The organism is Dehalococcoidia bacterium, from assembly GCA_035310145.1.
In the GTDB taxonomy this organism is placed as follows: domain Bacteria; phylum Chloroflexota; class Dehalococcoidia; order CAUJGQ01; family CAUJGQ01; genus CALFMN01.
Genome location: DATGEL010000047.1, coordinates 1 through 12,386, shown reverse-complemented (window position 1 = coordinate 12,386; position 12,386 = coordinate 1). Strand labels below are relative to the sequence as shown.

At 72.1% G+C, this 12,386-nt stretch carries 9 protein-coding genes; 8 read left to right on the top strand and 1 reads right to left on the bottom strand.

Going from position 1 to position 12,386, the window contains the following annotated elements; all coding sequences use genetic code 11:
* Positions 1 to 230: 230 nt before the first annotated feature.
* The 3 genes from VKV26_09615 to VKV26_09605 all read left to right on the top strand — a co-directional run bounded on the left by VKV26_09615 (position 231) and on the right by VKV26_09605 (position 5,091).
* Positions 231 to 2,648, top strand: a complete 2,418-nt coding sequence (locus tag VKV26_09615; protein ID HLZ70148.1) for a serine/threonine-protein kinase — start codon at positions 231 to 233, stop codon at positions 2,646 to 2,648.
* A 63-nt stretch (positions 2,649 to 2,711) separates the two neighbouring features.
* Positions 2,712 to 3,764 carry a methionine synthase gene (locus tag VKV26_09610; protein ID HLZ70147.1) on the top strand — a complete coding sequence of 351 codons (1,053 nt, stop codon included), beginning with the start codon at positions 2,712 to 2,714 and terminating at the stop codon, positions 3,762 to 3,764.
* 121 nt (positions 3,765 to 3,885) lie between these two features.
* On the top strand, positions 3,886 to 5,091 hold the full coding sequence (locus VKV26_09605; GenBank protein ID HLZ70146.1) for a glycosyltransferase: 1,206 nt from the start codon (positions 3,886 to 3,888) through the stop codon (positions 5,089 to 5,091).
* 83 nt (positions 5,092 to 5,174) lie between these two features.
* Here VKV26_09605 and VKV26_09600 read toward each other — a convergent pair whose 3' ends face one another.
* Positions 5,175 to 5,858, bottom strand: a complete 684-nt coding sequence (locus tag VKV26_09600; GenBank protein ID HLZ70145.1) for an MBL fold metallo-hydrolase — start codon at positions 5,856 to 5,858, stop codon at positions 5,175 to 5,177.
* 291 nt (positions 5,859 to 6,149) lie between these two features.
* Here VKV26_09600 and VKV26_09595 point away from each other — a divergent pair, with 291 nt between their 5' ends.
* The 5 genes from VKV26_09595 to VKV26_09575 all read left to right on the top strand — a co-directional run bounded on the left by VKV26_09595 (position 6,150) and on the right by VKV26_09575 (position 12,253).
* Positions 6,150 to 7,319, top strand: coding sequence for a hypothetical protein (locus VKV26_09595; GenBank protein ID HLZ70144.1), 1,170 nt, complete (start codon positions 6,150 to 6,152; stop codon positions 7,317 to 7,319).
* A 549-nt stretch (positions 7,320 to 7,868) separates the two neighbouring features.
* Positions 7,869 to 9,203: a diaminopimelate decarboxylase gene (gene lysA / locus VKV26_09590; protein HLZ70143.1), complete on the top strand. Its 1,335-nt coding sequence runs from the start codon at positions 7,869 to 7,871 to the stop codon at positions 9,201 to 9,203.
* A gap of 49 nt (positions 9,204 to 9,252) precedes the next feature.
* Entirely contained in the window at positions 9,253 to 10,434 is a 1,182-nt protein-coding gene (locus tag VKV26_09585; protein ID HLZ70142.1) for a DNA polymerase III subunit, read from the top strand.
* Between the two features lie 173 nt (positions 10,435 to 10,607).
* Positions 10,608 to 11,762, top strand: a complete 1,155-nt coding sequence (locus VKV26_09580; protein HLZ70141.1) for a stage 0 sporulation family protein — start codon at positions 10,608 to 10,610, stop codon at positions 11,760 to 11,762.
* A 104-nt stretch (positions 11,763 to 11,866) separates the two neighbouring features.
* On the top strand, positions 11,867 to 12,253 hold the full coding sequence (locus tag VKV26_09575) for a VOC family protein (GenBank protein HLZ70140.1): 387 nt from the start codon (positions 11,867 to 11,869) through the stop codon (positions 12,251 to 12,253).
* The last annotated feature ends 133 nt before the right edge of the window (positions 12,254 to 12,386 follow it).

The following is a 12,386-nucleotide window of genomic DNA, read 5'->3' as shown; positions in this document are numbered from 1 at the left end:
GCGCCCATCATAGTAGGGGGCGGAGAGTAGGGAACAGGGAAGAGCGGACGTAGGGCGGGGGCCCAGGGCGTAGCTGCGATGCAAAACCGTCCTCCGCAACCCCCTCCTGATGCAAAATCGCGCGCCGCGCGACGGCTGCCCCGGAGAGGGGTCCAGGGGTGAGGCCCCAGCTGAAGGTGCTACCATGAACGGCAACACGGCGTGCGCCGCGGGCGCGTGGGAGGCGTTCCATGGCTGAGGAGCAACAGTCCTCGCAGAGCGGCTGGCACGCGGCCGCCTACCAGGTGCGCGGTCCCGGCGCACGCCGCGGCGGCCCCTCCCAGTTCGGCGATGCGCACGGGGAATCGTTCAACGCGCCGGGGAGACGAGCGGGCGCCGCCGCCATGCCCGGCGACGAGGGTGAGCTGTGGATCGCCGGCGACGCGCTCTGCTTCGCCGGCCGACACGAGACCTGGAGTGTGCCGCTCAACTGGCTGGCCGACCCCGAAACGGACCTCGCCGGCCTGACGGAGATCCGCCTGCACACCGCCGACCACGGCCGGGCGATCACCCTGGCGCTGGCCGGCGGCGTCGAGCCGGAGCGTGACCTGGCCGCGGCGATCAAGGCGGCGCGCACGGCCGCGCCGGCCGAGCGCGACCGCCGCGCCCTGGCCGATCTGACCGCGCTGCTGGCGCCCGCGCTGGCCGAGCTTGGACGGCTGGTACCGGAAGGCGAGCCGGGCGCCGCCCCGCTCGACCCGGCCTACGCCTCGCGGGCGCTGGCGCTGGCCGCCCGATTGCGCGGCGCCTGGCTGCCCTACTGGGGCACGCCCGCCAGCCGCCTGCGCGATGCCACGCTCGGCGCGCTGCTGGCCAGCGGCACGGCCGCGCTCGCGGCCGGCGATGCGGCGCTGCTCGATCGGGCCGAGCAGGCCGCGCAGCGCTGGCACAACGCCTGCGACGATCTGCAGCAGTGGTGCGGCCTGCCCGAGGGGACGCTGCCCGCGGCGCGCTGGCCGCGGCGCGAGCAGCTCGTCGCGGCCCCTGCCGCCGCGGCGCACGTTGCTCCGCCGGTCGCGCCCCCTGCCGCCGAGCCCGCCTTTGAACCGGCCCCGCCGTCGGTCGCCGAGACCCCGCAGCCGGCGCCGCCCGCGGGCCAGCCGCAAGCCGCACCGCCAACACCGCCGACGCCTCCAGCGCCGCCGGTCCACGCGGAACAGCCCGTGCCCGTGCCCGTGCCGCCTGCCGCGCCGCCCGCGATGCAGGAAGAGCAAGGCACGATCATCATCCCCGCGCCCAACCTGCCGCATCCGCCCGAGCCCGAAGCGGAGGGGGGCAACACGCTCGTGATCGCCACGCCGGGCCAGCGTCCGGCGCAGCCGGTGTCGCCGTTGCCGCAGCCCGTCGCCCCGCCCGTGGCGCCCCCCGCCGGCCCCTACGACGACCGCACGATCATCGCCACGCAGGGCCGCGCGGCTGAGGACGCGACGCCGCCGCTGCCTCCAGCGGCCGCCCCGCCTTCCGCGACGCCGCCAGGCGCGGAGAGCGCGCCCGCGGCGCCCGCGGCCGTGGTGACGGGGCCTGGGCGGCGCGGGTCCGGCGGCATGACCATGCTCTACCGGCACAGCGGCCCCGATGGCCCCATCGCCCGCAAGGAGCTGCAGCCGGATGACGCGGCGCGGCCGGATGTCGTGGAGACGTTCCTCAACATCGGCCGGCGCTTTCAGGCGGTGCAACAGCCCGGCTTCGTGCGCATCCTCGGCGCCGGCCACGACGGCCCGACACCGTACATTGACATGGAGTTCGTCGAAGGCGAGAGCATGAGCGCCCGCTTCGGCCGCATGGCCGTGCCGGCGCCCCAGGCGTTGGAGATCGCGGGCCAGATCGCCGCCGCCGTGGATGCCGTGCACCAGGCGGGGGTGGTGCATGGCGATCTGCGTCCGCAAAACGTGCTGATCGAGCCCGGCGGGCGGGTGGTGCTGCTCGAGCCGAGCGTCGCCTGCGACTTCGCGTTGGAGCACGCGCGCGGCACCGTCTACGGCGACCTCGCCTACCTCACGCCCGAACGCGCCCGCGGCGATGCGCAGAGTGCGCCGTCCGACATCTACGCGCTGGCCACGCTCACCTACGCCCTGCTGGCGGGCCGGCCGCCCTTCCTCTTCGAGAACGATCCCGGACAGATCTTCACGGCGCACGCGGAGGAGCCGCCGCCGCCGCTGGACAGCCTGCTGCCCGGGGCGCCGCCCGCGGCCTCGGCCGTGCTGGCCCGCGCCCTGGCGAAGCGGCCGAACGAGCGGCCGGTCGGCGGCGCCGCCTTCGTCGCCGATCTGCGCCGCGCCTTCGGCATGGGCGGCGCCGTGCAGCCACCGGCGACGATACAGGTCGGCGCCGCGCCGCCGCCCGGCCCTGCCCCGTCGCCTGCACCGCCGCCACAGGCCGGCCCCGTGCCTGCTCCCGTGCCGCCGCCCTCGCCGCCTGCCGCGCCGCCCGCGCCGCGTCCCGGCGCCTCGCCGCTGGGCAACCGGGGCGTTTCACCATTGGGCAACCGCGGCGCCTCGCCCCTCGGCCAGCAGCACACGCCGCCGCCTGTACCGCCGCCGGCGCCGCCCCGCAACGACGACCCGCCGGACGACGATTTCGACAAGACCGTGATCGTGCGTCCGCGCTGACGCCGTGCCCTGCCCCTCGCAGCCGCTGCCTGCCGCGCGTGCGGCGGGAGAGAGGGAGTGTCCATGCTGGAGACGATGATCACGGGCAGCCTGCCGAAGCCGTCCTGGCTCGCCGAGCCGAACGTGCTCTTCGCCCCCTGGCGAATCGATGCGGCGTTGCTGGCCGAGGCACAGGACGACGCCGTGCGCCTGGCGCTGGCGGACCAGCACGAGGCGGGCATCGACATCGTTACCGACGGCGAGCAACGCCGCCGCCACTACATCTGGGGCTTTCTCGACGGCCTCACGGGCATCGACACCGAGCAACTGGGCACGAAGCTGGCGCGCGGCGGCCGCTACGCGCGGCAGACGCGCGTGGCCCGCATCGTCGGCGAGGTGACGCGGCCGCGCCCGGTGCTGGTCGACGCCGTGCGCTTCGCTCGGGCGCACAGCGACCGCCCGATCAAGGTCACGCTGCCCGGACCGATGACGAGCGTGGACAGCCTGCTGGACGAGCACTACGGCGCCAGTGAAGAGGCGCTGGCGTTGCGCTTCGCCGCGCTGCTCAACGCCGAGGCGCGCGAGTTGGCCGAGGCCGGCGCCGCGATCGTGCAGTTCGACGAGCCCTGCTTCAATATCTACCTGGAGAAGGTCGCGGACTGGGGCATCGCCGCGCTGGAACGCTGCATCGACAGCGTCGCCGCGAAGACCGCCGTGCACATCTGCTACGGCTACGGTGTGCCCGGCGTGCTGGCCTGGAAGACGAAGAACACCGAGTGGGGCCAGTACGGTGTGACCCTGCCGCTGCTGGCGAAGTCCGGAATCGACGCGGTTTCCGTGGAGTGCGCGGCTTCCGGCGTCGATCCGGCCGTGCTGGCCGAGCTGCCTGGCAAGGATGTGCTGGTCGGCGTGATCGACGTGGGCATGGAGGAGGTCGAGACAGCGGAGGCGGTGGCGGCGCGCATCCGCCGGGTGCTGCCCTATGTGCCGGCCGAACGGCTCTTCCCCTGCACCGACTGCGGCCTGGTGCCGCGCAGCCGTGCCGCCTCCCGCGGCAAGATGCAGGCGCTGGCGGCCGGCGCGGCGCTGGTGCGGCAGGAGCTGGCGGCGCCGGCCGCCGTCGTCCGCGGCGCCTGAGCAGCAGGCGCACCGCGGCCGTCCGCGTCCTGGCGGCGCACGAGCGGATGAACCCGGCGGCAGCGGCAGGTACGATGCGACCAACGGAACGGACGCCGGCGATCCGGGCGGAAGGAGCGGCGTGAACGGCGCAAGCAGAAACGGCCGCGCGGCGGCGATCCGCCCCCTGGGCGAGCGCGTGCGTATCGTGCACGAGTGGCTGGTGCGCGTGGCCGGCTCGGAGCGCATCCTCGACGCGCTGCTCGACATGCAGCCCGGCATGCCGGTCTCGGCGCTCGTCTACGACCCGCGGCCCTTCCGCGGCAGCGCGATCGCGCGGGCGCAGGTCTCCAGCTCGTTCCTGCAGCGGCTGCCCGGCGCCACGCGGCGGTATCAGAGCTACCTGCCGCTGATGCCGCTGGCCGTGGAGCAGCTCGACCTCGGCGACGCCGACACGATCATCTCCATTCATCACGCCGTCGCCAAAGGGGCGTTGACGCGCGCCGATCAGCTGCACGTCTCGTATGTGCAGTCGCCGATGCGCTACGCCTGGGATCTCTATCAGGGCTACGTGGACGGACTCGGCTCACCGCGTGGCCTGCTCGTACGCTTCACCTTGCACCGGCTGCGCCAATGGGACGTGACGGCGGCGAACCGCGTGGACCTCTTTCTGGCCAACAGCCAGAACGCGGCGCGGCGCATCTGGCGTGCCTACCGCCGGCGGGCGCGGGTGCTCTATCCGCCGGTGGATGTGGCCGTCTTCGACCCCTGCCAGCCGCGCGAGGAGTACTATCTCGCCTTCTCCCGCCTGGTGCCGTACAAGCGCATCGACCTCGCGGTCGAGGCGCTGAGCGCGCTGCGCCGGCCGTTAGTCGTGATCGGCGACGGGCCGGAGCGTGCCCGCCTGGAGCGGCTGGCCGGGCCGAACGTGCGCTTCCTCGGCTGGCAGCCCGACAGCGCGGTGCGCCGGCACCTGCAGCGGGCACGGGCGCTGATCTTCCCCGGCGAAGAGGACTTCGGCATCGTGCCGGTCGAAGCGCAGGCCGCCGGCTGCCCGGTGATCGCCTACGCGCGCGGCGGCGCCCTGGAGACAGTGGTCGAGGGCGTGACGGGCAGCTTCTTCGCCGAGCAGGCGCCCGCCGCCGTGAGCGCCGCGATCGAGGCGTTTGAGCGTGGCCCGCGGCTTGAGCCGGAGGCGCTGCGCGCCAACGCGGAGCGCTTCTCGCGCGAGCGCTTCCAGGTTGAATTCGCAGAGGTCATGGCCCGCGCCCAGGCGCTGCGTGCCTCACCCATCGCGCTGGAGCGCGAGCTGGCGGCCGCGGCGCCGCTGCTCCCCACTCCAGCCTAAGCGGCGCGACGAACGCCGGCACGGGCAGGCGGCGCCGCGAGGTACCGCCGCCCGCGGCCAGCACGCCCGCTCGCCGCGCTGACTCAGAGCCAGGTCACGTCGCCGGCCAGGTCGGGCGGCATCGGCTTGCTCTTGAACACGGCGTACTCGCGCTTCGACGCGCCGATCTGCGTGGCGTCGCCGTGGCCGGGCCAGACGGTGACGTCTTCCGGCAGCACGTGCAGGCGGTTGACGATCGACTCCAGTTCCTGCAGCAGGTCGTTATGCTGGGCGGTGCGGCCGGGACCACCGTTGAACAGCGTGTCGCCGGTGAGCAGCAGCTTGCCCAGCAGCAGGCTGATACTGCCGGGCGTGTGGCCGGGCGTGTGGATCACGCGCAGGCGGGCGCTGCCGCAGCTGATCTCTTCGCCGTCGCGCAGCCTGCGGTCGATGCGCTCGGCGGGCACCTTGATCTCCTCGCCGTAGACGGCGACGGGCGCGCCGGTGGCGGAGCGGATCTGGTCGTAGCTCATCCAGTGGTCGGGGTGCCAGTGCGTGGCGACGATCGCGCGGACCTTCGCGCCCTTGAGCGCGGCGTCGGCGAAGGCCTCGATCACGCGGGCGCCGCGGTCGGCGTTGGTGCCGGTGTCATCGTCGGCATCGGCGGGCATATCGACGAGCAGCGCGTCTTTCGAGGCGGTATCGGCCACGATGTAGGCGTTGTTGTTGTACGGCTTCAGCGGCCCGACCTTGACGACGGTGATCGCGCCCTCGCGGTAGTACTCCATCGCGTCTGCGCCTCCTCTGCGGGTGACAGGTGACAGGGTACAGGGAACCGGCGACGGGGAACAGGGAACCGTACGGGCGGCGCCGGGCCGCGGCGTGATCGGCGGGCGGGCAGGCTGAATTTGCAAGAAAGAAGAGATAAAAGTCCGAATCGTTGTACCAGTCCCAGCGTTGACAGGCGCCGAAGCACGCACCCATACTACGGCGCAATGCGAATGCAATGAACGTTGCGATTGAGACGCGGGGGCTCACGCCGTGCGCACCGCCCTGGCCGGTGCGATGGAGAGATGTCGATGAAGCGTCTGCGCCTGCGCCCGCAGAAGATCGTCGTCGGACTTGTTTCGCTCGCCTTGCTGGCGGCCTGGCTGATCCCCGGCCGGCTGGCCCCTGCCATCGGCCAGACGGTGCCGCCGACACCGACACCGCAACCAACGACCGTGCCGCCGCGGGCGCCGGGTCCGGCCGGCGCCTTCCAGGCCGCCCTTGGCTGCGCCCCCGGCTTCTTTCCCCTGACGGACATCGCCTTCCCGGCGGTGAACGCGCGGCTCACAAGCACCTTCCAGGTGAGCAGCAACACCGATGGCCAGCCGCTGATCGCGGACACAGATCCGGTTCCCGCCTCGTTGATCCTGCCGGGCAACTTCGGAACTCCTGGGCCCGTCACCTGCGGTGCGGTGTTTGAGGGGAGTGGGGCGACGCCGGGCACGCTGAACGGCGGCGCCATCACCTACACGTTGGCGCCGAACAGCTATGCCGTGATCCAGGAGTCCGGCGGCCTGACCGCCCAGGTTTCCTGCGGCGACGCGACCAGCAACTCCTGTCTCGGCGCCAACTTCGTGCAGCAAACCGGTGTGGGCTCCGGCACGGGTTGGCTGGTTCCCACGCCGGAGAACGCCATCCACATCGTCGCGCTGCCGGGGGCGACGCCCGCACCGTTCGGCGCACCGCTGCCGGTGCTCAGCCTGCAAGCGGTGTTTACGCCGAACAAGGGATCCGGAACGCTGACCACGAACACGGCGATGATGTTCGTGATGCGGCCCTTCATCCTCTACAAGATCGGCATCACGGCCTCGCCCGTCAGCATTCCTGCGAAGGCGGGGCAGGGCAGTACGATCACGGTGACACTCAACCATTTCGACTTCAGCTTCAACGGCCCCGTGCTGACGGCCGGCGCCGAGTCGGGCACGGTGACGCTGACCACCGATATCGGCAACTTCGGCAGCCCGGGCCAGACGTCGATCACGCGGCGCTGCGGCAGCTCCACCAGCTTCGACGTGACGAGCTGCACCTCGGTTTCGGCCGTCCTCCTCAGCGACGGCACGGCAGGAACCGCGCAGGTGGCCGCGACGTTCGTGGGCGACTTCGCGAACCGGCAGATCTTTCCGTTCAACGGCTGCTGCTCGGGCGGCGTCGCCGGTCCAACCGCAACGCTGGTGACCTTCGCCAACGGCCGCCAGCGCTGAGGGCCGAGGCCGTTTCAGCAGGTCACCGGCATTGCGAGCCGCGGGTTTCGTCGATGCTGGGAGCATGGCTGTCCGGGCAGACGGCGGCAGTACGCGAAAAGGCCCCGTCCCGGCGGGCCGCTGGGGAAAGGCGGCACGCCGGGCGGGGCCGTTGGGCAGCGGGCGGGCCGCGGTGGGAGGCAACATCGCGAGCCGTCCGCCGGTGGGTTACCGATGGCTTCAAAACCGGCGTTCACGTGCGATCACACGCCTGCAAGCGGGAACTCGCGCCGGTTATGAAACCATGTCTTAATGGTTCGAGGGGTCCGGGGAAGGCCGCGCCCTGACCTCGTGAACTCATCATGCCGCGCGGCCCGGGCGGCTGCTTGATATACGGCTCACATGCGCCTTACCGCTTCCTTACACCCGACACCCGACACCCGACACCCGACACCCGACACCCGGTGCCTGGCCACCCCCCGCCCTTCCCGCGGCCGCCCAGATGCTAGACTGGTGCCATGCCGCGCCCCGCTCGCGGCGCCACCGACGTTCCGGCGCAGGAGCCCGCCCGTGACGCAGACCTCCGCGGCGGCGTTGCCGCTGCAGACCGTGCTACCCGTCTCCGCCGGCCTCAGCGCCGCCGGCAACCTCAGCCTCGGCGGCTGCGACACGCTCGACCTGCTGCGCGAGTTCGGCTCGCCGCTCTACGTCTTCGACGAGGAGACGCTGCGCGGCCAGTGCCGCGCCTACGCGCAGGAATTCCGTGCCCTGGCGCCGGAGACACGCGTGCGCTACGCCTCGAAGGCGTATCTGGGCAGGGCATTGGCAGCCATCGTCAAGGACGAGGGGCTGGGGCTGGACGTCGTCTCCGGCGGCGAGCTGGCCGTGGCACTCTCCGTCGGCTTCCCGCCGGCCGAGATCGACTTCCACGGCAATAACAAGTCCGAACAGGAATTGAGCGAGGCGGTGCAGGCCGGCATCGGCCACGTGGTGGTCGATAATTTCCATGAGCTGACGCTGCTTGATCGGGTGGCGCAGGCCGCGGGCCGCCGCCAGAGCGTGCTGCTGCGCCTCTCGCCCGGCGTCGATCCGCACACGCACCAGCACACGACCACGGGCATCGTGGACAGCAAGTTCGGCTTCACGATCCAGACCGGCGACGCGGCCGAGGCGGTGAAGCAGGCGCTGGCGGCGCCGGGCCTGGAGCTGCGCGGCTATCACTGCCACCTGGGCTCGCCGATCTTCGAGCTGGAGCCGTACGCGCAGGCCGCCGACGTGATGATGGCCTTCGCCGAGCAGATGGTGGAGCGGCACCGCTTCGTGCCGCAGGAGTTCAGCCCCGGCGGCGGCTTCGCCGTGCAGTACCTCGCCGCCGAGCCGGCGCCCAGCGTCGCCGACTACGCCCGCGTGGTGATCGATTCGATCCGCTCCGCCTGCCGAAACCACCATCTGCCGCTGCCGGCGATCTCGATCGAGCCGGGCCGCTCGATCGTCGGCCGCGCCGGCGTGGCGCTCTACACCGCCGGGGCGCGCAAGGCGATCCCCGGTGTGCGCACGTACGTCTCCGTCGACGGCGGCATGGCGGACAACATCCGCCCCGCGATCTACGGCTCGCAGTACGAGGCGATCGTGGCGAACAAGCCGCTAGCCGCGCCGCAGGAGACGGTGACGATCGCCGGCAAGTACTGCGAGTCGGGCGATGTCCTGATCAAGGACATCGAGCTGCCGCTGCTGGAAGCGGGCGATGTGATCGCCATCCCCGCCTCGGGCGCTTACTGCCTCTCCATGGCCTCGAACTACAACCTGGCGCAGCGCCCCGCGATCGTGCTGGTGAAGGACGGCAGCGCCCGCCTGATTCGCCGCCGCGAGACGTACGACGACCTGATGCGGATGGACGTGTGGTAGGGGACGGGTGACAGGGAACGTGGAACACGGAACGGGGAACAGGGCGGCGGTGCGTGAACCGCACGCCGTGGCGATGTCGCGATCCGCAGAGCGCCGCGGCGAAGACGCCATGCCCGGACCTGGCTTCAGCCACGCGATACCCTCCATCCCGAACCCGGAGCCGTCGTCCTGGGGCCTGCTCGGGCAGGACGCCGAGGTGCGGGCGCTGGCGCGCGGCGTGGCGGAGGGGCAGCCGGCGCACGCCTATCTGTTCTCCGGGCCGGCGCAGGCGGGCAAGGGCACGCTGGCGCAGCGGCTGGCGCAGGCGCTCAACTGCGACGATCCGCGGCCGCTGCCGCCGGACGGCACGGCGCCCTGCGGCGTCTGCCGCCAGTGCCGCCAGATCGAAGCCGGCACACACCCCGATGTCACGGTGGTGACGCTCGGCGGTCTCTGCGCCCGTTCGGAGCACGACCACGGCAAGGACGGTTCCAAGGACATCCGTGTCTGCCAGGTGCGGGCGCTGGAGGAACGGATCAACCGCAGTCCGTTCCAGGGCCGCTGGCGCGTCGAGATCGTCGATCCGGCCGACACGCTCAACGCCGTCGCCGCCGACGCCTTCTTGAAGACGCTGGAGGAGCCGCCGGCCCGCGTCGTGCTGCTGCTGCTCACGGCGCGGGAAGAGGCGCTGCCGGAGACGGTGCGTTCGCGCCTGCGGCGCGTGGCCGTCCAGCCCGTGCCGGCCGAACCGCTGGCGGCATTCCTGGTGGATCGCGGCACGGAGCCGGGCGAAGCGGCGCTGCTGGCGCGGCTCTCGCGCGGCTGCACCGGCTGGGCGATCGCCGCCGCGGCCAACCGCACGCTGCTGGAGGAGCGCGCCCGCCGGCTGGACGCGATCGCCGCCCTCAGCGACGCGGGGCTGGCCGATCGCTTCGCCGCGGCGGCCCAACTGGCGCAGCGCTGGAGCAAGGACCGCGCCGGCGTGCTGGCCGAGCTGGACCTGTGGACGGAGTGGTGGCGCGACATCGCGCTTGGCGCTGCGGGCGCCGAGCGCGGTATCCTGAATGTGGACCGTCTCGATCGGATACGCGCTCTGGCCGCCGGCACGACGCCCATGGCAGTGGCGCGTGCTGCAGAGGCGGTGCGTGCGTGCCGCACGCACCTGGAAGAGAATGCCAACGCTCGCCTCGCGCTCGAAGTCATGATGCTGCGCGTGGCGGGCAGGGAACAGGGAACAGGGAACAGGGAATAGAGGATGGGCACCATGGCGTAGCGGTGCCGGTGCACACGCCGCACGGGCGACGAACAGGCGCCGCTGTATGGCTCCGCCGCCCCGTCGGATCGTCGCGGCGCTACGGCAACCGTCCCGTTCACCATTGCTCACGACCAATTGCCCGCTGCCCTCGACCCAGGCCGGAGGCCTGGATGGAAACCGCAGTTGTTGGCGTCCGCTTTCAAGAGGCGGGCAAGATCTACTATTTCGAGCCGGGCGGCTATCCAGACCTGACCGCCGGCGAGTCGGTCGTCGTCGAAACCAGCCGCGGCATCGAGTTGGGGCGCGTGGTGATTCCGCCCGGCCAGGTGCTGAACACCGAACTGACGGAACCGCTCAAGCCGATCCTGCGGCCGGGCACGCCGGAGGACATCGACCGCGCTGACCGGCTCAAAGTGCAGGCGCGGGAAGCTACCCAGCTCGCCCGTGGCCGCGCCGCGGCGCTGGGGCTGCCGATGAAAGTCGTCGCGGCGCAGTACACGCTCGACGGCTCACGCCTCACCGTCTTTTTCACGGCGGAGGATCGCGTCGATTTCCGTGAGCTGGTGCGTGACCTGGCCCAGCACGTGCATGTGCAGGTGCAACTGCGCCAGGTCGGCCCGCGCGATCAGGCCAAGCTGATCGGCGGCTACGGACGCTGCGGCCGGCGGCTCTGTTGCACCTCCTGGCTCACCGCCTTCCCCACGATCTCGATCAAGATGGCGAAAGAGCAGAACCTGCCGCTCAACCCCTCCAAGATCTCGGGCCAGTGCGGCCGGCTGCTCTGCTGCCTCTCCTACGAGAACGACATCTACAAGCAACTGCGCACCGAGCTGCCGAAGCCGGAGAGCTGGCTGAGCACGCCCTCCGGCAACGCCCGCGTGATGGCGGTGAACGCGATCAAGCAGATCGTCGTCCTGCAGATGGAGAACGCTCAGATCATCGAGATGACCGTCGCCCAGCTCGGCTTCTCGCTCGGCGTCGCGCGGCCGATCGCGCCGCCGCCGCGGCCCACAGCGCCGCCCGACGGGCGTAGCTGGATTGCGGCGCCAGCGGATGCTGCGGTCGAGCCCGTCCTGCCCGCTGACGGTGACGAGCACGTTCCGGGCGTCAACGGCCGCAGCGCCCCGCGCGGCCAGCCGAATCGCGTCGCCGCGGCGCGGGCGCCGGCCTCGGCAGCCACCCCGCCGCCGGCGGCAGAGCCGGTTCAGCCGGATGCGCCCGCCACGCCGGCACCTGCGGACGATGCGATGGAAACGCCCGGCGATGGCGCCCGCAAACGCCGGCGACGGCGCCGCCGCGGCGGCGGACATGCGTCCGGCGGTTAGCGCCGCGCGGCGGCCGCGTACACGCCAAACGCAACGACAGATGGCATACAAGCGACGCGAGCCGCTGCTGCTCGCGGTCTGCTGACCGCTCCTGGTGGTGGGCGATGCAGGTGCTGGGACTCGACCACGTACAACTGGCGATGCCGGCCGGCGCCGAGGCCGAGGCGCGCCGCTTCTACACGGGCGTGCTTGGCCTGGGCGAAGTGGCCAAGCCCCCGGCTCTGGCCGCACGCGGCGGTTGCTGGTTCGAGGCGCCGGGCGCGGTGGTGCATCTCGGTGTGGAAACGCCGTTCGCGCCCGCGTACAAGGCGCACCCGGCCTTTCTCGTCGCCGATCTCGCCGCCGCCCGCCGCGCCCTCGCCGTGGCCGGCGCCCCGATCGTGCTCGACGACTCGTTGCCCGACGTACGCCGCCTCTACACGGCTGATCCCTTCGGCAACCGCATCGAGCTGATCCAGCAAGGCGACGGCTTTTCAGGGCGCAGGGCGTAGGGGTGGTTGCGGCCGCCGCGCACCGCGGTCCAACCCTAGTGCTGCGTTCCTCAACGGGAGTACCCAAAGCGAGGGCGGTACAGGCGTGGCGTGGGCGGCGGCCGTCCCCACACCCACGGCTTCGCACGGGCGT